The 17,817-nt window shown below is 64.3% G+C and carries 23 protein-coding genes; 12 read left to right on the top strand and 11 right to left on the bottom strand.

The genetic code is table 11. The annotated features are described in order from the left end of the window. Window positions 1-5 precede the first annotated feature (5 nt). From QSK18_RS34055 to QSK18_RS34045, 3 genes are all read left to right on the top strand, one after another. Window positions 6-269, top strand: a complete 264-nt coding sequence (locus QSK18_RS34055; RefSeq protein ID WP_285628094.1) for a hypothetical protein — start codon at window positions 6-8, stop codon at window positions 267-269. Window positions 270-398: 129 nt separating this feature from the next. After that, the gene (locus QSK18_RS34050; protein ID WP_232813938.1) at window positions 399-980 is read left to right on the top strand and encodes a hypothetical protein; all 582 of its coding nucleotides are present in this window, start codon (window positions 399-401) and stop codon (window positions 978-980) included. A 129-nt stretch (window positions 981-1,109) separates the two neighbouring features. Then, window positions 1,110-1,523, top strand: a complete 414-nt coding sequence (locus tag QSK18_RS34045; protein ID WP_285628090.1) for a hypothetical protein — start codon at window positions 1,110-1,112, stop codon at window positions 1,521-1,523. A 39-nt stretch (window positions 1,524-1,562) separates the two neighbouring features. On the opposite strand, the gene QSK18_RS34040 is transcribed toward QSK18_RS34045, so the two are convergent. Further along, window positions 1,563-2,717 (bottom strand): serine hydrolase domain-containing protein, encoded by a 1,155-nt coding sequence (locus QSK18_RS34040; protein ID WP_285628087.1) that lies wholly within the window; start codon window positions 2,715-2,717, stop codon window positions 1,563-1,565. A gap of 204 nt (window positions 2,718-2,921) precedes the next feature. Here QSK18_RS34040 and QSK18_RS34035 point away from each other — a divergent pair, with 204 nt between their 5' ends. Genes QSK18_RS34035 through QSK18_RS34025 form a run of 3 tightly spaced genes read left to right on the top strand, consistent with a single transcriptional unit; the run spans window position 2,922 to window position 4,709 of the window. Next, window positions 2,922-3,377, top strand: a complete 456-nt coding sequence (locus QSK18_RS34035; RefSeq protein WP_285628083.1) for a hypothetical protein — start codon at window positions 2,922-2,924, stop codon at window positions 3,375-3,377. Window positions 3,378-3,404: 27 nt separating this feature from the next. Then, on the top strand, window positions 3,405-3,806 hold the full coding sequence (locus QSK18_RS34030) for a hypothetical protein (protein WP_285628080.1): 402 nt from the start codon (window positions 3,405-3,407) through the stop codon (window positions 3,804-3,806). 24 nt (window positions 3,807-3,830) lie between these two features. Next, window positions 3,831-4,709 (top strand): DUF4253 domain-containing protein, encoded by an 879-nt coding sequence (locus QSK18_RS34025; RefSeq protein ID WP_285628077.1) that lies wholly within the window; start codon window positions 3,831-3,833, stop codon window positions 4,707-4,709. A gap of 202 nt (window positions 4,710-4,911) precedes the next feature. On the opposite strand, the gene QSK18_RS34020 is transcribed toward QSK18_RS34025, so the two are convergent. The 4 genes from QSK18_RS34020 to QSK18_RS34005 all read right to left on the bottom strand — a co-directional run bounded on the left by QSK18_RS34020 (window position 4,912) and on the right by QSK18_RS34005 (window position 10,237). After that, window positions 4,912-7,998 (bottom strand): ATP-binding protein, encoded by a 3,087-nt coding sequence (locus QSK18_RS34020; protein ID WP_285628074.1) that lies wholly within the window; start codon window positions 7,996-7,998, stop codon window positions 4,912-4,914. Then, complete coding sequence (locus tag QSK18_RS34015; protein ID WP_285628071.1) at window positions 7,995-8,513, bottom strand: hypothetical protein; 519 nt, start codon at window positions 8,511-8,513, stop codon at window positions 7,995-7,997. The genes QSK18_RS34020 and QSK18_RS34015 overlap by 4 nt, the downstream gene beginning before the upstream one ends. Window positions 8,514-8,638: 125 nt before the next feature. Next, the gene (locus tag QSK18_RS34010) at window positions 8,639-9,703 is read right to left on the bottom strand and encodes a hypothetical protein (RefSeq protein ID WP_285628068.1); all 1,065 of its coding nucleotides are present in this window, start codon (window positions 9,701-9,703) and stop codon (window positions 8,639-8,641) included. A gap of 24 nt (window positions 9,704-9,727) precedes the next feature. After that, window positions 9,728-10,237, bottom strand: a complete 510-nt coding sequence (locus tag QSK18_RS34005) for a DUF4365 domain-containing protein (RefSeq protein WP_285628065.1) — start codon at window positions 10,235-10,237, stop codon at window positions 9,728-9,730. Between the two features lie 296 nt (window positions 10,238-10,533). Here QSK18_RS34005 and QSK18_RS34000 point away from each other — a divergent pair, with 296 nt between their 5' ends. Then, a complete protein-coding gene (locus QSK18_RS34000; RefSeq protein WP_285628062.1) occupies window positions 10,534-11,235 on the top strand; it encodes a hypothetical protein in 702 nt (233 codons plus the stop codon). 77 nt (window positions 11,236-11,312) lie between these two features. On the opposite strand, the gene QSK18_RS36145 is transcribed toward QSK18_RS34000, so the two are convergent. Both QSK18_RS36145 and QSK18_RS33995 read right to left on the bottom strand, forming a co-directional pair. Next, window positions 11,313-11,426, bottom strand: coding sequence for a type II toxin-antitoxin system YoeB family toxin (locus tag QSK18_RS36145; protein ID WP_352396717.1), 114 nt, complete (start codon window positions 11,424-11,426; stop codon window positions 11,313-11,315). A gap of 4 nt (window positions 11,427-11,430) precedes the next feature. Continuing rightward, a complete protein-coding gene (locus QSK18_RS33995) occupies window positions 11,431-11,652 on the bottom strand; it encodes a type II toxin-antitoxin system Phd/YefM family antitoxin (protein WP_285628059.1) in 222 nt (73 codons plus the stop codon). Window positions 11,653-11,799: 147 nt separating this feature from the next. Between QSK18_RS33995 and QSK18_RS33990 the strand changes: the two genes are divergently transcribed. Both QSK18_RS33990 and QSK18_RS33985 read left to right on the top strand, forming a co-directional pair. Further along, complete coding sequence (locus QSK18_RS33990; protein ID WP_232813954.1) at window positions 11,800-12,264, top strand: nuclear transport factor 2 family protein; 465 nt, start codon at window positions 11,800-11,802, stop codon at window positions 12,262-12,264. Further along, on the top strand, window positions 12,261-12,650 hold the full coding sequence (locus QSK18_RS33985; RefSeq protein ID WP_285628055.1) for a nuclear transport factor 2 family protein: 390 nt from the start codon (window positions 12,261-12,263) through the stop codon (window positions 12,648-12,650). Before QSK18_RS33990 ends, QSK18_RS33985 begins: the two co-directional genes overlap by 4 nt. Here the strand turns inward: QSK18_RS33985 and QSK18_RS33980 are convergent, their stop codons facing one another. Both QSK18_RS33980 and QSK18_RS33975 read right to left on the bottom strand, forming a co-directional pair. Then, the gene (locus QSK18_RS33980; RefSeq protein ID WP_285628052.1) at window positions 12,651-13,106 is read right to left on the bottom strand and encodes a hypothetical protein; all 456 of its coding nucleotides are present in this window, start codon (window positions 13,104-13,106) and stop codon (window positions 12,651-12,653) included. Continuing rightward, complete coding sequence (locus tag QSK18_RS33975) at window positions 13,072-13,245, bottom strand: hypothetical protein (RefSeq protein ID WP_285628050.1); 174 nt, start codon at window positions 13,243-13,245, stop codon at window positions 13,072-13,074. The genes QSK18_RS33980 and QSK18_RS33975 overlap by 35 nt, the downstream gene beginning before the upstream one ends. A gap of 143 nt (window positions 13,246-13,388) precedes the next feature. Here QSK18_RS33975 and QSK18_RS33970 point away from each other — a divergent pair, with 143 nt between their 5' ends. Then, window positions 13,389-14,117, top strand: coding sequence for a hypothetical protein (locus tag QSK18_RS33970; RefSeq protein WP_285628045.1), 729 nt, complete (start codon window positions 13,389-13,391; stop codon window positions 14,115-14,117). Window positions 14,118-14,175: 58 nt separating this feature from the next. Here the strand turns inward: QSK18_RS33970 and QSK18_RS33965 are convergent, their stop codons facing one another. Both QSK18_RS33965 and QSK18_RS33960 read right to left on the bottom strand, forming a co-directional pair. After that, window positions 14,176-14,958, bottom strand: coding sequence for an MBL fold metallo-hydrolase (locus tag QSK18_RS33965; RefSeq protein ID WP_232813958.1), 783 nt, complete (start codon window positions 14,956-14,958; stop codon window positions 14,176-14,178). A 92-nt stretch (window positions 14,959-15,050) separates the two neighbouring features. Then, entirely contained in the window at window positions 15,051-15,902 is an 852-nt protein-coding gene (locus QSK18_RS33960) for an alpha/beta fold hydrolase (RefSeq protein ID WP_285628041.1), read from the bottom strand. Between the two features lie 241 nt (window positions 15,903-16,143). Between QSK18_RS33960 and QSK18_RS33955 the strand changes: the two genes are divergently transcribed. Together QSK18_RS33955 and QSK18_RS33950 are read left to right on the top strand one after the other, a co-directional pair. After that, window positions 16,144-16,740, top strand: a complete 597-nt coding sequence (locus tag QSK18_RS33955; protein WP_232813960.1) for an RNA polymerase sigma factor — start codon at window positions 16,144-16,146, stop codon at window positions 16,738-16,740. Continuing rightward, window positions 16,740-17,795, top strand: coding sequence for a hypothetical protein (locus tag QSK18_RS33950; protein WP_232813961.1), 1,056 nt, complete (start codon window positions 16,740-16,742; stop codon window positions 17,793-17,795). The genes QSK18_RS33955 and QSK18_RS33950 overlap by 1 nt, the downstream gene beginning before the upstream one ends. Window positions 17,796-17,817 lie beyond the last annotated feature (22 nt).

The raw sequence follows: 17,817 nt of genomic DNA, 5'->3' as shown, positions 1-17,817 counted from the left end.
TGTCGGTGATCGACGACAACAACCTGATCCTTCTGACGCCGCATGCCCAGCAGTTGCGCTCGCAGTCTGGCGTCGAGGGCGCTCTGGGCCTCCCTCCGGAACTCCTGGAAGCCGACCTCACGCCAAAAGCGTTCAGCCTGGCTGCCGTGCTCTTCACCTACCCGGTCGAAAGCCCTCCCCGGGTGGTCGACCTTCGCCGGCTCGACCGGGGTGACTACCAGGCTGAGCTGAGGGAGCTTGTGAAGCACGGCTGGGTGCTGCTGCAGTGACCTGTCCCACGGCCAGAAACTTTCTGGCCAGACTCTGAACTTTTTGGCTGGGTGCTGCATCGAAGTCTGCGTCCAAGAAAAACGGCCAGTGGCCCACCGGCCCGGCAGCCGCTCAGCAGGGAGTCCCCCGTGTTCGTGTCCAGCAAGCGCATTCGTCTCGCCGCCGCCTTCGCCGCCTCGGTGACCGGCGCCGGTGTCCTGCTCGCAGTCGGTACCCCGGCCCAGGCCGCAGTTTCCGAAGATGCCGGCACCGTCGCGGTGGCGAGCGCAGCCGCCAAGCCGGACTACTCGCTGATCCCGGCCAACCGCATGACCAAGGCCGGAAAGGCCAAGAAGGGCCTGGACTTCGGCTACATCGACAAGGTCACGGTGAAGAACGGCGTGGTGAAGATCCGCTTCGACCGCGCCGAGTTCTACACCGGCCGCACCGCCAACGAGATCGCCGGCGGAGAGTCGGTCAGCGGATACGAGGTCGTGGACAAGAGCTCCAAGAAGTACACGTTCACCGTGGCCAAGAAGGCCGGCCTGACCGGCGAGCTGGACCTGGTCTCGTTCGACCAGCAGACCAACCGCCACAAGATCACCCGCCAGCAGTTGATCACCCGGCTGAAGCAGGCCGACAAGGACAACCGCCGCGTCGCCGTGTGGCTGCGTCACACCAACGGCGACAAGGGCACCGTGACGTCGCTGGCCGAGCAGTACATCCCCTGATTCTTGTCCGACAGCGGGCGGGCACCTCAAGCAGTGGGGTGCCCGCCCGCTTCTTGACGTTCCTTGGCTAATGCAGTTAGCTTGAGGCTAATCAAGAAAGCTTGTGACTGCCGGACAAGGACGAACGCCATGGACAGCACCCCCAGGGAACAAGACCGCACCCCGACCTCCGGCTCCAAGCCCCCTGGCCACGACCTGTTCTCGGGCGGTCTGCGCTTCCTGACCGAACTGATCGCCTGGATCGCCGCCCCCTGGGCGCTCTGGCCACACTCCATCCTTCTGGCCATCGGCGTCGTCCTACTGCTGATCGTTCCTCCCGCCATCTTCAGCACTCCCGGCGACCGGCCCGGCGGCGACACCCCCATCGCCGTCCCCGGCGCGGTCACCATCCTCATGCTGCTGTCTCATCTGGTCGCGGCCACGGCAGCGGCCTGGGCGCTCTGGCCCACCTGGATCGCGGTGGCGGTGACGACCCTCTGCGTCGTCGTGGTGATCACCGAGCAGCCCCGCTGGCGCGCACTGACTCGACGAAGCCGCCCCTGAACGCCCTCCAACCCTGCATTCCTTGCACAAGGGCCAGGTTCAGCCCGGTGTACCGCGCAGGCGCGCGCCGACCGAGGCCGGGGCAGGCTTACCGAGCATCTGACACAAGGTCACGACCTCCGCAGCCTCGGTCACCTCGCTCCAACGCCGCATCCCGTCGTTCCACTCGTCGCCGTACGGCACTGCGGTGACATCACTGACGGCAGTACGCTTCCCGTCTTCCGTGGCCATGGCGAAACTCTGGTGCCCGTCGGTCTGACCTCGAAGGCCCCAGACCGTTCCGCACGGGGTCACGACCCTGTGAACACCCAGGCCGTAGGCATTCTCGGACCGGTAGGCCGCAGGCAGGTCCACCACGGTCTTCAGCTGCGTGAGCTGTTCGTCGGAGAACAGCTTGCCGGCGAACAGAGCCGAGACGAAGACGGCCAGATCGTCCTGGTCGGAAATCATGGCGCCGGCCGCACCCGCCCTGCCGTCGATGGGCCAAGCTGCGGTGTCGGTGTATTCGAGCGAGGCACCATCGAACTTCACCGAGTATCCGCGCGCGTATCCCTGGTCGATGTTCGTGGCCACAGTCTCGGGCAGATAGGTCTTCTTCAGGCCCAGCGGGGCCGTGATGCGCTCATCCACCAGCTCGGGCAGGTTCTGCCCGGCCACCTTCTGCAGCAGCTTTCCGATCACGATGTAGCCGGTGTTCGAGTAGCCCCAGCTCTCCCCGGGCTCGAAATTGGGCCCATGCGGGAACGCCATCGCGAGCAGCTGGTCCTCGGTCCAGAGCCGCTCCGGATTCGTTTCCCAGGACGCCCAGAACTTGTCGTCGTCGATGTAGTCGAACAGGCCGCTGGTGTGGTTGAGCAGCATGCGAACGGTGATCTTCTTCCCATTGGGCGCCACGCCGGGCAGGTACTCCGCGACCGGCGCATCCAGATCGACCTTGCCCTCGTCCACCAGCTGAAGACACAGCGTCGCCATGAAAGCCTTGGTGATACTTCCGATCTGGAACTGGTCGGTGGCCTGGATCGCGCGGTCGGCCTCCCGGTCCGCCACCCCCAGCGCCGTGCGCTCGGCCCCTCGACCATCATCGATCCGCGCTATGAAGCCGGGAACCGCGGCACCCACCACCTGCTGCGCCACCTCATCCATGACTGCGCCGTCCGGCGCCGGCTCGGCGGCCTTTCGGACGAGCTGCTGCACGCGACCAGAAGCACGGAAGTCACCATGATCGACCAGATCCTCGGCACACCCACGGAGCTTAGTGAGTGACCCATCGGTAGCAGCGCGTAGCGCTGTTGTCCATACTCCAAGTACTCCAAAACAGACCATGTACTTGACCAGAGCGCACGAAGAGCTCAGACTGATGCTCAGCAGCAGACGAGCGCTTCGACCCGAGGAGAACCCATGCCGACCGATCCCGACGACACCCTCGTCCCCGTCCACGTCCCCCGGCGCCACCTCACCGCCGTCTACGGGTTCATCGCCAGCCTCGAGGCCGCCGGCCATGCTGAAGCCCTGCCCGAACCAGCCACCACCTGGTCTGTCGCAGACCTGAGCCGCTTCGCCGAGACCCCCACCGCCACCAGCCTCACCATCGGCAAGGTGCTCGACGTGCTCGCCGGCAAGCCCGGCGACTACTTCTCCACCACCCAGCTCGAAGAGCTGACCGGCGTGCCCCGCCCCAACCTCAAGGGCGCGTTCTCCGCCCTCACCCGGCACATCAACAAGCACTACGACGGGCGCGACTGGATGCTCGAGTTCCGCTGGGGCACCGAACTCGGAGCCGGGCACCCGGCCGAAGCGCACTACCGGCTCACCGAGGAGCAGGCCGACCTCTGGAAGCAAGCCCGATCGTCCTGAAAGTTCTTAGACAGAAGGGTGAACGACATGGCCATGGAAGGCAGGCAGCTGACCCGGGACCAGGTGCTGAGCTGGCGGGAGTCGTGGTCGCAGGCCGACCGCGATCGTATCGCCGCCGCCCTCGACGCCATCGAGGGCGGCGCGTACCTGGCCCCACCGAGCGGCGGCTACCTCGGCGTGTGGGTGAACAACCAGATGGTCTTCACCATCAACCCGGGCTATGTCGCCTGGCGCCTCGGGCCGTACACGAAAGAGCTTCCATCTGAGCTGTTCCCGAACATGTACGCGAACGAGACCCACGAGTGGCACGAACTGTCGACGTTCCGCTACTACGGTGGCGGGGTCAAGAACATCGAGGCGGAAGAGAAGGTCTGCCCGATCCACGGAATGGCCCTTCCGAAGACCGGGATCTGCGACGACTGCGCCTGATTCGGGGCTGCCATACTCGCCCACGTGCTGAATGAACCTCGCGAACTCATGGACGCCTTCCGTGGCACAGCACTGGAAGGCCTGAACGTCGAGATAGTCCCCGAAAGCGACGTACTGTTAGTGACGTGGCTGGATCCCAAGAATCTTCTCGCCGGCTGGCAGGCTGCCCGGGATCTCATGGCGGTCACCGGACGTCGCCCCGTCGCTGCCGGCGAGGAGTTCCGGGACGAGTTCTACGAAGTTGAAGCGGCTGAGCTGCAGGAGCTCGAGACAGCAGTCCATTCTCTCGATCCTTGGCCCGAGAAGTACGCGCTGGAAGCCGAACTGGACCGAAAATACTGGTCGATGGACGAGGTCGATCTCGAGACGGTCTCTCAACTCCTGAACTTTCGGGGCTCCGGTCCGGCCTGGGATTCCGATGCGGTGGCGAGAGAACTGCTACCCGGCATCCCTGCGCCGACCACCGACTACACGTTGAACGAGCACCTTCTCAAACACATTTGTGACGCCCCTGAACGGCTCGCGCAGTTGGGTCCCGTTGATGAGAGCGAGACGTCCTCTGGTGCGCTGGACTGGTACAAGGCCACCGAGGTGCACCTGGCACTTCTGCCGACGACCAGCCCCTGGCTGTCAGCCGCCTGGCTCTACTACTTCGGTGAGGACGACACCGCCAACCTGGCCGCCTGCATGCGTCAATGGAACGAAGCCTGGGGAGCCGAGATAGTCGCCTCGTGGGGAACCATGCTCCAGTTCGTCACCACCCGTCGACCCGCGTTCGGCCCCGAGGCCTTCGAACTCGCTCGTCAGCACCTGGCCATGGCCGGCAACCTGCACGTGCCCCCGCTACAGCTGGCCTGGGAACTGGCCCACACCAACGCTTGGTTCCTGCACGAACGGCCCTGAGTAGCCCCTCCGCCGCCGCGGTCGCACCAGGAACACCGCAAGCTTCCGCGTCAGCTGCTGATCTTCTCAATATCACCACTGAGGCCATGGCCTGGATGAATGCCGCGGAACCTCCGGCCTCGTATGTAGGCACATCGGAGCGACAGACCTTGCAGGAGGCGGAGTCCGTTGACCAGGTCTCGTGACGTTCGAGATCATTCATTCAGCGACGAGCTCGCTCAACCACTTCGTGCTCCTGCAGCGGTTCGGCGTGATGACTAAGGCAGATTGGGACTTGCGTTTTACTGAAGGTGGCTCCTTCTCCGGTGGCGTAGAAGGTTCCACGAGACAGGCCGCCGACATTGTCGAGTACGGCGTTCCGCGCCCGTGCCATGTCTTCTGCGGCACCGATCTGCACAGGCGACGTCAACCGCCCAATGAACTGGTTTGCGGTATTGCCGAGCGCCTCATTGTGAATGCCCTTGGGCGCCTGCGTTCCGAGAACAACGCCCAGACCGTACTTCCGGATCTGCCGGATGAGCCCCACGGTGCTGTCCGTACTCTGATTCGCTCGGCCGGAGGGAACGAAGTTCTGCGCCTCGTCCATAACCAGCAGCCCTCCGAGAGCAGGATCCTTGGTGGGATGCGCCTTGAACCAAGAGAACAAAGCGCCCTGCAACTGAGAGACAAAACGGGGGCCGCTGTCACCGGGCAAGCCTAGGAAGCTGATCACCGATACGCGGGACTTCCTGCCCGCGCCGGGACGTAAGAGCGCTGCCACATCCACTGGTTCGACGTCTTCATCCAGCAGCGGGTCTGTGGTCATGATGCCATGCAGTGTGTCTGCCATCTGAGTCGCCAAATTCTTGGTCCTGCTGTTGACAATTTCCCCAGGAGGTTCCGAGAGAATATCGATCAGGCCGGACAGTCGTTGCCCACCCTCGCGAACATAGAGTTCCAGAGCTCGCTGCAGAACACCTCGCTGCTGCGTCGAACGAGCCGTCGTGCCACGGATCCCCGCGTCAGGGGCAAGGGCAGCGACGGTAGAAGCGAGCAGGCGGGAGAAGTCGTCCCGGTCGCTCACCACGGAAGAAAAGTCAGGGATCGAGTGAAACGCAAGAGGGCGTCCACGATTGATTCCTGGCGTCCAGACCTTCACCTCAGTCTCGGCGAAATAGCGCTGAGCGTCCCGCTCGTGCTCATCAGTCCAACCTTTGGGGGTGATAGGCCATCGATCTCCAAGGCGTCCCAGGTCTCCATTGGGATCGAGGACGATGGCTGAGACACCGTGAAGCGCGCACTGTTCGATCAGACGTCTGATCAGGACGGTCTTGCCCGAACCTACCGCTCCGACCACGACCGCATGTTTTCTCAATTGCCCCGTAGCAACTGTGAATTCACGGTCGCCGCGAACAGTCCGGCCAATCAATATCTCGGTCCCCGCGAGCGGCCGCTCGCGCTCACCATCGGCCACGGCCGAACTTGTTTGCAAGGATGGCCTCGTCGCCGTTGCGTACTCTTCCAGATCTTTCGCCACGGGAGCGAACACGTCGGTCTGGCCTGCTGGCCGCTCACTTCTTAGCCACTCGTGAAGGCTGGGCGGGCGCTGCTGCAGCACGATTTGCAGTGCCGCCAGAGTACGAAGATCCGCTGCATTGATCGGCACACGGTGCCCACCCTTGCGGTCAAACTCCAGCAGCGTTTGGACGAGCTCTGTGTTCGTGGGATATGGCAGGTTACGAAGGATGGTCAGGCGGCGACTACTCAGTCCTTCCGCAAGTTCCGCTTCCGCCATCGCATTCACCAGACGAGTCTGGATTGCGTCTCCACGCCGGAAAGCGTTGGAACGAAACGACCAGTGAATTTCGGACTCACGGGACTCGTCGATGACGAACCGAAGCCGGGCGTGGAGAGCCTTCTTACCACCGAACCCGGTTTCTACAGCTACCCTCGAACTGTCAATGCCCAGTTCAATCGTCAGAGCTTGTAGCCCGGCGGCCAGAAGTCCGGGGATCAGACGGTCTTCCTTGTTTCGGTCCAGCGGTGCACTGTCGTCCGCCTCATCGCGAAGCTTTTCGAACAACTCATTCAGTGGGTGCACGTCAATCGGCGGATGCTCTTGAGGCGGCTGCACCGAACCGTCCAGCGCCCTGAGCTCGCTGACCGTCCGTGCGCTCAGGCAAGCCTCGATATGGCCCTTGACCGCCAACAGCAGCCTGCGGGCGGTAAGGCGCTGCGGCGCCTCAGCAATCGCTGACGCGGCAATCGGCCAGGTCGGATAAGGCGGCTCGAATCCGACTGCCTCGTAGGCGGGAAGTAGCCGCTGACTGATGATCGCGGCGGCCGTGTCTTGATCGGGGATGTTGGTCAGAGGCGGCAGCATCTCAAAGCGGTCCAGCGCCGACTTGAGTGCTGAGCGGGAAATACTCTCCCAGGTGCCTGGCTGGCAGGCCACGATAATGAGCGTTCGACGCGCCTCTTCACGCAGTTCCATCAGTCCCGCGGTGATGTCGTTGTTCATCTTTACCGCCGTCCGGTTGTCAGCTGTCGAAGCTGTACCTATGGACGATGTAGAGGCTGCTCTGAGGTTGTCCAGCTGGTCGAAAGCAAAGACCACTGGCCCCACCATTGCCAGGAGGCGTGAAAGGTCGCGCAGCACAAGTTGGGCCGGCCGGGCCTGCGCGGACAAGCCCCAGGCAGCCCGACGTTCCGCTTCCCCGTTGTTCAGGGCAAAATAGCCGGTTCCGATCTCAGCGATGTCACCGGAACCGGCGATCAACGTGAGAGCGCGTACCGTCTGCGCGGCCTCGTTTCCAACTTGCCGGTCTTTCCGCCGGATCCCGGTCACGAGCAGATCGAGATGGTCGGGTGTCAGCTGGCTGCCACCGAGGATGGCAGCAGCGACTGCCTCGTCGACATCCGCCACGGCGCACAACCCTCGCAGTAGATGCTGCAATTGACTGATGTGCGCGTCATCCCGTCGGTAGACACCGTCAATCATGCTATGCACGGCGCTTTCCCAGAAGTTCCGCCCCGCGACGAGTTTCATATGGAAGAAGAACCCGCCCTGGCGGAAGATCTCTTGCCTCGCCCAACTGAGTAGATGCGTCTTTCCAGAACCCCGCTCCCCCTGCACCACAATGGCGATCGGGGACTCCGAACGAACAACGGCTCTGATGGACTTCTTCAAACGCCGGGAGACTTCTGCGTGAAGCCCATCCACGTGACTCTTCGAGACCGAGTCCCAAACATCGTCCGCTCGGGGAGCGACGCCGAGGTCGACCTCGTCCAGGGCGTCCAGGGCGTTCACTTCGTGCCAATCCTCAAAAGGTTCCGTGCTTCGCCACCGATGGTCACGGCTGCTGCGCGGTCCTCCTCAGTAAGCACACTTTGCCCGGGCTCCGCGATCAGCTCCACATCGGGCTGCTCAATCATCTGGTCAAGTTCGAAATCAAGAGTCTCTGCCTTGACGCCGTCCAGCCAGGACCGCAGGTCAGAAAGCTTCACCCAGCTTCCTGCGGGGCGACGAATCGTCAACTCGGCGTACGCAGAGCGGATCCACAACTCGATATCCGGCTTGAAGAAATCGTCGAAGCTGCGTGCGCCGTGATCCAGGTCCTGCGCGATGCTCTCGAGCACAGCAAATAGCACACCGGCAGGGAACTTGGCACCGTCGGGCCGGCCGGCAGTCAGGTTGGCTGCGCACCAACGCTGTCCGGTCGGCGTGAGTCGATGGCGATGAATACTTCCTCGCTTCTTGCTTTCAATCAGCGGGTCACCCACGTTGACGCGGCGCCGAACCTCGGCCGTCACTTCCAGACCCACCAGGTCCTTAAGCTCACGATTGGTCGCTGGTCGAGCGACTACAGCCAGCGCGTACAGCGTTGCACGGTCTCGAACAGTGAATTCTCGTGCCACAAGATCCTCCGAAAGCAGGCTTGGTAGGTGGTTCATAGCGTGATGTCGGGGCCGGGGATGAGTTCCACCCGCCCTGTAGCACTGGAAAGGTCGCCAGACACATGAATGGTGCGGCGATCCCGGTGAGCAGACATGGCCCGGTCATACTCGGCCTGACCAGCCAGCCGCACCCAAACCGCCCTTCGCGGTCCTTCGGATCTGTCCGTGCGCAACTCGCCGCGCACTTTGATACGCCAGCGATCGTCGCCGTTCGCATCGTCGTGAAGCCCTTCGATCAACCCGGAAACCGAAGCGGGACCGAATGCGTTCAAGCCCTTCAATCTGGTCGCGGCAGCTTGCAACAGACGGCCCGACTCCTGGGGAAAGCTGACCACGTCCGCCGGGTGGTCGGCAGGCCGAGCTCGCGCCCATTGAAATGTGATCTCGAACGGCTCTTTACGTCCGACACCCGAGAGGTCACTTAACGCAAGACACAGCTCAGCCGACACGCCAGCGAGTACTGCCTGCTCGAGGGTCACCGGATCGTCGTCCAGGGCCGCAGTTCGTGCCATGGTCGCGGCTTCCAACGCCTGCACCAAGACAGCGCGTCCGGACACCTCCACTCCGCTGGAGGTGCGCACGGTCAGCTCTGTGGCCAACCGGACCTCCACCACGTAACTGCCCGCGCGGGACGGTCCGAGTTCTACCGCCTGCAGGATGTCCCCCACAGCTCGCGGCCTGCGGCCAGCGAAGGCGAAGTGCGGGCCTTGAGCAACGGTTCGGGCCGCCAACCCCAGGATCTTCTGAACCCCCAGGATTGTCTGCACTCCGGATGAAAGGGATGTGTAGCCGGACTCGTGAGCGACGGGAAAAGTTCGGAAGAACTGCCTGTCCAGGAGTGGGCTGGCGATTTCTTGCGCAATCTCGGTCTCGGCCCGCTGCTCCAGCGATGACAAGCAGCGCAGTATTTCCCGGACTCTTCGATCGCCGTCTCCCATGCCATCTCGGGCGGGCACCAGAACCTGGTAGTCGCCGGAGTGACGCCAGACGCTAGCGCCTCGCCAGTCGCCGTCCTGCGTCCACCCCGTGGCCGAGAGGTAGCTGACAATGTCTTCCACCGTTACAGCACTCGCCACAGTCGCCTACCAGGCCGACTGGGTTTCCGTCAGTCTCCGCAGCGCCGAGACCGTCAGCACGTTCGCGATCGGAACCTTGACCGTGCGCTTTCGCTTCTTGTCCGGATCAACAATGCGAGGTTCAGCCTGCAGGGAGACGAAATAGCCAAGATGCCGAAGCATAACTCCGTCGGTCCCGATGCTCGTGTACCGCTGGTGGTCAGCGGGAACGCAGATCAGGAAGAGAAATCGGGGAACTGTGAAATCGTTGCCAGCCAGGCGATTGAACTGCCATTCGTTCAGTCCGCGATACGTGAGATGCCCTGCAGAGTTCGCAGGCACGGACGTCGACCAGGTCTTTATCTGCGCCTCGATCATCGGCGAGAAAGTTCGCCCGTACATGCCTGTCGCGCGAAAGCCCAGGTCGACACCATCGACGTCAAGATCGTCCTCGAACACCAGCAAGCCTGCCGCAGAGGCCAGCACTCGAACGTAGTCCTCGCCGAACTTGCCCTGATGCTGTTTGGCATCGAGCATGCATGACCTCCCCCGAACGTCGCTCTCTGCGATCGCAACCCTACGATAAGGACTTAAAACATGTAAGGGTCGATCGGGACGTAGCTCGCACCCCGACCGCTCGCACTTCACCGACCTGGTCCTGGCTGCCGCAGTTCTGCCAGTTCGGCACCCCGCCTATGCGCGCACGACCACTTGGTCCAAGGGAGGAGATCTGCTGAGCGTGCCGCGATCGTCCTAGCGCAACTGCATCAAGTTCGACGCTCGACGACCGATCGGCGTGGATGCGCATTGGGTTCGGCTTGACCCTGGCTGCGGTGACCGCGACATTGCTGGGCGGCTGCAGCGATCCGGAGAGCAGCAGCAGAACGTTGCCTACAGCCTCTACGAGCACCACACCGGGTGCGTCATCGCCACCTGTCCTCGACTGCGGAACCCAGACGCAGAGTCAGGGAGAACGGCTGAGCGAGAAGGCCGCCGACTGCCTCCTGGGCGCTCTGGCAGCGGACAAGGCAGCGCGACTGCAGCACACTTTTCTCACCGTCGAAGGTGATCCGATCACCCGGACCTACCGCTCATTGACTTCCGGGCGGGTAGAGGTGACGACCGACAACACCCAGGACTCGTTCGGCTCAGAGGGCGTCGTCAGTGAGATCTGCATCGGCCCCCGAGAGGTCGTCACGGTGATCGACTTCGCCGTGTGCGAAGACAGACACACTGTCGAAGCGCGGGCCAGGAATGCGGCGATTGGGATGCGGCCGGCTGTACCCAGCCCTTGTGCCGCGGATTGGGACGCGGTGATGAAGCAAAGCCGCCTAGCGATAGCCCGGCCGGATCTTGTTGGTCTCAACCTTGCCGACGTACGTGAGCTGGCCAAGGGGCCGGGGCCAGTGTTTCGGCGATTCCGGATCCTCGGCAAGGACGACGACTGCGGTGCTGCCGTGAACGACGATTATCAATCGAAGCGGATCAATGTGCTTCTCGTGAAGAACAAGGTCGCGTGGGCCTACAACTTCTGAACGTCACAGCGAGCAGACTCACCCATGAACTGCTGGTTCTCACTCCGTCCCGACCCGCAGTCCCGGACCACCTGCCGTCAGTACTGGCGTCGTGCACTGATAATGAGCAAGGTGTCGTCCTCGATCCGATAGATCAACCGGTCCTCCTGCGTTGCGTGGCGCGATACCCACCCTGCTAGAGGTGCTTTCAGGCACTCAGGCTTGCCCAGACCAGAATTCTCCGGATCTCACTGGATGTCCGTGATGAGCTTTCCCGGAAGCAACCAGACGAGCCAGGGTGGACTGGTCTTCCGTGACCGGCACGAGCCGGGCGATGGGGCGTCCTCGATCAGTGATCTCCAGCGACTCACCGCCGCTGACCCGCGCCAGTATCTGACTGGTGTTCTGATTCAGCTCGCGAACCCCGATGCGCTGCATACCTATCAAGGTACGGTTTTTCCGATCGCAGGTCGATTTATCCGAAACTAGGCACTGCGGGCCCGACCCATACGCCGACCGATCCGGCAGCGGCCGGGTCCCTGGACACTGAATGTTCTTGGTGCCCCGCCCAGTGAGGATTCGACGATGGCCGTCGCCACCCAGACCATGACCGACGAGCAACGCAAGAGCGTTGCGCTGGAATACCTCAAGGCGTTCGACCGCGGGGGCGTCACCTCCACCGGGGGTTCGATCGTCGACCTGTTCGCAGAGGACGCTCAGGTCATGTTCCCGAAGTGGGGGATCGCCACCGGGCGCGACGAGATCGGCCGGATGTTCGGCGACATCGGCGGCACGCTGAAGCAGATCCTGCATCACTACGCGGAATTCACCTGGATCATGTCCGGCACCGACGTGTTCGCGGTGGAGGGGACGAGCCACGGGGAGCATCGGGACGGGCCGTGGCGGGCCGGCGTTCCCGACTGGGCGGCCGGCCGGTGGACGGATGTGTTCGAGGTGCGTGACTTCCTGATCCAGCGGTGCTTCATCTACCTCGATCCCGACTACGCGGGCAAGGACACCGAGCGCTACCCCTGGCTCAGGCAGTCGTGAAACCCGAGAAGGAGCACGCGAACATGACTCTGACGATGGACCGCTACATCGCCGCAACTGACCGCGCCATCGCCGACAAGTCGCTTCTCGAAGAGCTGCTCGCGGTCTTCGCCCCGGAGGCCGTCGTTCAGATCGCCGATGTGCCGTTCCGTGGCACGGAGGCCATCAGAGAGTTCTACGCCCAGTTCGTGGCGGACCATGCGGAGTCCAAGCACTTCTGGACCACGACCGTCCTGCCCGACGGGCGCCAGCGCACGGAATGGGTCTGTGCAGCGCGTAAGACGGACGGCTCGCTGATCACGATCGCCGGGATTGAGCACGCACAGCTCGACTCGCAGGGGCGGATCGCCGATCTGCACAACGAATTCACCCGTCCCCCGGCGTGATCAGTGCAGGATTCCGCGCCACCTCTCTCCGCAGCTCATGCATTCGAGCCCACCGTCCCGTAGTTCGGGTGGGGTCTGCTCCCGGCACAGAGGGCAGTACCGGAAGGACGATCGACGGGCCGCCAGTAAGCCCGCGATCACCTTCCTGTCCGCTTCCGGATCACCTGCGAGTACGACACTGCCGGTCGGTTCATAGACGAGTTCAGCGACGCCCTGCCAGCGTCCCACCGGCCGGGCGACCGTTGCGATGCCGTCGTCGATCTGGAGCATGAGCTGGGCGGGTGTCCCGGCGACATACCAAGGTTGCCGGTCTGGCTGGAACGGCCAATCGCGATTCTGTTGCTCCTGCTTCGCCCAACCCGCGCCGAAGACGTCCAGAAACAGATCGCGCGAGATGCGCAGTCGGGCAGCGAGAACGTCTTCAAGCCTGAGTTCCGGGTCTTCTCCCCCGGCCACCCACCGCTGCTTCAGCGTCTCCAGCGCGCTGGGCGGGAATTTCCGGCGCCATCAGCTCCATGGTCTTGTCGACGCCGTACCGCCGGGCGAAGTCTGCGAAAACTTCGTACCAGCGGCCTGCACCGTCCAGCTCGTCCACCCGAGATCCTTCCTGCCGTCTGAGCACACAGGGTATGTCCAATTGAACGACCGGGACCGGCCCGGCCCCTGAACATACGGAACCAGGCATACGGCGAAAAATCACGAGCGCATCCAGAAGTCGGTGCCGCAGAATGAACACTGATGAGCGGCATACACAACAACCCGGTGGCCCCCGACGAATCCGCAGCGCTCGATCCCCGTCTGCGTACCGCGATCGACGCCAGCATCAGCTGGTACGAGGACCTGTGCGCGCTGCACGGCGTGGGATCGGTGATTTCGCAGGGGGTGTGGAGTTCGCTGAGCGCCCCGCCGCCGTTGCACTCCGACGCAGTCGCGCTGGAGCCGGAGGTGACGGCCGAGCTCATCGAAGAGCGTCTTAAGGGCCGCATGAACGCCGGCGTCAAAGACAGCTTCGCCGCCCTGGACCTGTCCAGTGCGGGCATGCGGATCCTGTTCTCCGCCACCTGGATCTACCGCCGGCCGGCGCCGGTCCGCTCTACGGATCCGGGCCCCAGCCCGTGGACGCGAGTGCGGACCGACGAGCAGTTGGCGGAGTGGACGGCGTTGCACGACACCACCGAGGTCCTGCTTCCCGGGCTGCTGCAGCGCGGGGCCTTTGCTGTCCTGGCCCGACGAGTGGACGGGCGCATCGTCGCCGGAGCCGTGGCCCGCCTGGGTAGCGGCGCGGTCGACGTCTCCAACACCTACGCCGTCGAAGGCCACGTGCTGGATTGGGCTGAGCTCGCCGATGCCGTCGCGGCGCTGTTTCCCGACCGTCCCATGGTGGGCTACGAGCGCGGGGCGCCGCTCCGAGCGGCCCTTGCCGGTGGCTTCGAAGCGGTCGGTGACCTGCGCGTCTGGGTCCGTTGAGGTGCCCCGCAAGACGTCCCCCATTCTTGCGTAGCCCGGCCGGGTCCCTCTTCGAGCATCAGGAGCGGGGCAGGCTGACCGCCTCCCCCAAGGGCAGCCACTTGACCCGTTCCCGCACAGAAGCCGGAGCTGTTTCGAATACTCGGTCCAAAGCGGTTCGCTGTTCGGCAAAATGCGCCCAACCCTCGTAGTGGACCGGCAGAACCAGCCCCGGATGGACCTGCTCGATCAGGCGAAGGGCGTCGCGGCCGGTCATCGAATACCGCAGAGGGCCGGTGATCGGGAAACGAACACCGCCCAGGTGCAGCAGAACCACGTCCACATCAAATTGCGCGGACACCTGCCCGAGGGCTTTGGTGAGAACCGTGTCGCCGGTCATCCAAATGGTCTGCTGGTCTTCCGGTTCCAGGACGAAGCCGATTACCTGGCCGACAATGGGCCGGCTCAGCGGCGGGCCGTGTCGGCAGGGGGTCGCGGTCATCTTGAGGTCACTCTTGCCCTCGGCGCGAAAGACGCGGGATTCCCAGGCCTGCATCCCCACCACATTCGGCAGCCCCAGTCGCCCGGCGCCGGCCACGGTCGTCACCACTTTCCCTGCCAACGGAAGCAACGAGCGTCCTAAATCATCGAGGTTGTCGGCGTGGTGGTCGTGGCTGAGCAGGATGAGGTCTATCGGCCCAATGTCTTTGGCGTCCAGGGCCGGTCCCACTGTCTTGCGGGACGACGAGCCCCAGCCGAAGTTGTATCGGCGGCCGGGAGGATCGAACGTGGGGTCGGTAAGGATGCGCCAGCCGCCCATTTCGAGCAGGACGGTGGGCCCGCCCACATGAGTCACGTTCACGTTCGGTCCTTTCAGAGCTGCGAACAATGGACGATGGCCCCACCGTCGGTCGGGACGATGGGACCACTTCGGGTCAGGTTCGGATCAGGGCCTCAGCGCTGACGGTCCGCCCGGACGATGAAGTCCGCCGTGACCTTGGGGTGGGTCATCATGAGCACGTGCGAGCTGGCGACCCGCTTGGTCGTGGCGCCCGCACGCTTGGCCATGGCGTCCTGCGCCTTGGTCGGGATCAGGTGGTCGTTCTTGGCCACCAGGAAGTACGAGGGGATCGTCTTCCACCCGGGCTCGCCGGCCGGGATCACCAGGGAGCTCAGGGCCGCCGGGCGCTGGGACGCGCCCATGACCTTGGTGAGGGAGCGCGGCAGGTCCTGGGCGAAGATGTCGTGGAACTTGGAGGGCTTGACCATGGCGTCGCCGTCACCCTTCGGTGCGCCGGGGTACGGGCGCACGACGATGTTCTCGACCACGGAGCTGTGCCCACCGCCGAGCTCGTTCGCCGCCGCCACGTTCTCGCCCTTGGCCAGGGCGTAGGCAGCCACGTAGACCAGCGACTCGACGGACTTGTTGCCGGTGGAGGCCTCGGTGATCACCGCACCACCGTAGGAGTGGCCGACCAGGATGACCTTGCCCTTGATGGTCGAGAGGAAGTCACGCAGGTAGGCCGCATCGGTGCTGAGGCCGCGCAGCGGGTTGGACCAGGCGTAGACCGGGTAGCCCTGCTTCTGCAGGCGGCTGGTGACGTCGTTCCAGCCCGAAGCGTCTGCGAACGCGCCGTGCACCAGCACGACCGTGGGCTTCTTGGCGGCCTTGGCCGGTGCGGCGGCCTCGAGCGCGGCCGCCTGGGACGACTGGCCCGAGCCTACGAGCACGGTGGCCAGGACGAGCAGGAACGCGGCCAGTAGAACGCCGGGCGTGGTTCTGCGGAACTGAAGCGGGAAGGACATGTGAGAGCTCCAAGGGGAATTGGATCGACGCTCAGCAGGAGACGGCCGAAGCCGCCGCTTTGCGTAGGTTGATCGTGATCCGCTCGACGGCCGCGCCGTATCCCGTGGAGTGCGTAGTCGCTAGCTCAGCCGGACTCCGCTTCCCACGTGAGGCCTCGCCCCTGAGCATCGTGTGATGTGGATCACGTCAACTACCGCGAGCGCTTTGCCTGCCCGCTGACTAGTACACACAGTGAAGATCGTGACTGCGCCGAGGAGGGCCGTGGCCTCGGACGCCGAACTGATCGCCCGGTCACTGACCGGCGACAACGATGCCTTCGTGGAGATGATCACCCGCCACGAGGCCGTGATCGGCCGCTACCTGGCGCGTCAGGTCGGGCCTCAGAATGCCAAAGATCTACAAGGGGACGTGTGGGTGGCCGCCTACGGTGCCCGCGCCGGTTACGACCCCGCCTTTCCCGACGCCCGGCCCTGGCTCTACCGCATAGCGGTGAACGAGGTCAGACGACAGTGGCGCACGCAGCCGCCTGAGGACCTCGTCGCCGACGTGTCGGCAATGCCCAGGCCCCAGGGAGTGAATCCCTGGGCCGAGGTGGAGACCCGGGTGGATGCGCGCGCGGCCTTGCGCAGTGCCCTGGCCGGCCTGAAGCCGCACGAGCGCGACGTGCTGATCCTGGTCGCCGCCGAGGATCTGAGCGTGGTCGAGGCCGCACGGGTGCTGGGCATCCCGTCCAGTTCGGCCCGCCGCCGGCTGTACCGGGCCCGCAAGGCGCTGCGCGGCGATCCCCAGGTCGCAGCCCTGCTGGCCGAACTGAACAACACACAGGAGCACAAGTGATGGTCGACGAGATGGACCTGGTCAAGCAGGCCCTGGACGCTCCGTTTCCCAGCGCGGAGACCAACGAAGAAGCTCGGGCGCGCCTGGTGGCCCATATGGACAGCGCGCCTCGCGTCCTGACGCCGGTCAAAAGGCGCCCAGTACGCCTGATTGCCTTCGGTGCGGGGGCCGGCGCACTGGCTGCCGGAGTTGCCGTGGCCCTTACCGTGACCTCGCCATCGACCCCGGATCGCGCCCCGTCTCCGGGATCGCTGGCCGCCCCGACCACACAGGCCACCGTCATCGACTCCCAGTTGGTCTCCCTGGCCTTCAAGATCCAGGGCAGCAACGAACGGCCTCCCGGTGACGCGTCCCTGATCAAGCGGACCCAGAAGATCGGTGGACGAGCCACAACGGTCAGCTACGACCTGTTCACCGATGCGGGCGCCTACTACGCCCGGGAGGACAAGGCGTCACTGAGCGAGGCGATCGAGCGCGACGAGGACCTTTCCGACGGCCTTTTCGCCCGCACCGTCGCCGCCGCCCGTTTCGCCGCCGACGCCGACCCCGAAGCCGCCCGCCTGAAGATGGCCAACGCCACCCCTAACGACCTGGGGCTGGGCCTGAGCGAGAGCAAGCGCCAGGAGATCTGGGACGACGCCACCACTTGGGCCCCGGGCCAGTACCGGCCGGAGGGCTTCGAGTGGCCAGAGAATCCGCCCAGCGGAAAGGAACTCGATCTGCTCGTGGACAACATGGTCTGGATCAACAGCATCGACGCGCTGTCCGCCGGTGCCGGAGATACCGAGGTGCGGGCCGGCGTCCTTCGGCTGATGTCCACCATCGACGGCGTGAGCTTCAAGGAGTCGACCACCGCTGGCACACTCACGCTGACCTTCACGGAGGGGAAGAGCGCCTCCGGCACCACCACCGTGCAGCAACTGGTGATCGACGCCCGCACCGGCATGCCGGTTGCCTCAACCACGAAAACCACTGGTCAGGATGCCGAGTCGTCACGGAGCACCTTCGCCGTGACCCGCGTGAAAATCTCCGACCTCCTCAGCCAGGGGGCCTAGTCACCATGCTCCCCGTCTTCAC

The organism is Kineosporia sp. NBRC 101677 (assembly GCF_030269265.1).
GTDB lineage: Bacteria > Actinomycetota > Actinomycetes > Actinomycetales > Kineosporiaceae > Kineosporia > Kineosporia rhizophila.
This window is presented reverse-complemented; position numbering and strand designations above follow the sequence as displayed.

Excerpts from the sequence above, each read along its gene's own strand:
- QSK18_RS33950 (WP_232813961.1), top strand. The coding sequence starts at position 16,740 with ATGGTCGACGAGATGGACCTGGTCAAGCAGGCCCTGGACGCTCCGTTT.
- QSK18_RS33995 (WP_285628059.1), bottom strand. The coding sequence starts at position 11,652 with ATGCAGCGCATCGGGGTTCGCGAGCTGAATCAGAACACCAGTCAGATA.
- QSK18_RS34035 (WP_285628083.1), top strand. The coding sequence starts at position 2,922 with ATGCCGACCGATCCCGACGACACCCTCGTCCCCGTCCACGTCCCCCGG.
- QSK18_RS33970 (WP_285628045.1), top strand. The coding sequence starts at position 13,389 with ATGAGCGGCATACACAACAACCCGGTGGCCCCCGACGAATCCGCAGCG.
- QSK18_RS33990 (WP_232813954.1), top strand. The coding sequence starts at position 11,800 with ATGGCCGTCGCCACCCAGACCATGACCGACGAGCAACGCAAGAGCGTT.
- QSK18_RS34045 (WP_285628090.1), top strand. The coding sequence starts at position 1,110 with ATGGACAGCACCCCCAGGGAACAAGACCGCACCCCGACCTCCGGCTCC.
- QSK18_RS33960 (WP_285628041.1), bottom strand. The coding sequence starts at position 15,902 with ATGTCCTTCCCGCTTCAGTTCCGCAGAACCACGCCCGGCGTTCTACTG.
- QSK18_RS34005 (WP_285628065.1), bottom strand. The coding sequence starts at position 10,237 with ATGCTCGATGCCAAACAGCATCAGGGCAAGTTCGGCGAGGACTACGTT.
- QSK18_RS34030 (WP_285628080.1), top strand. The coding sequence starts at position 3,405 with ATGGCCATGGAAGGCAGGCAGCTGACCCGGGACCAGGTGCTGAGCTGG.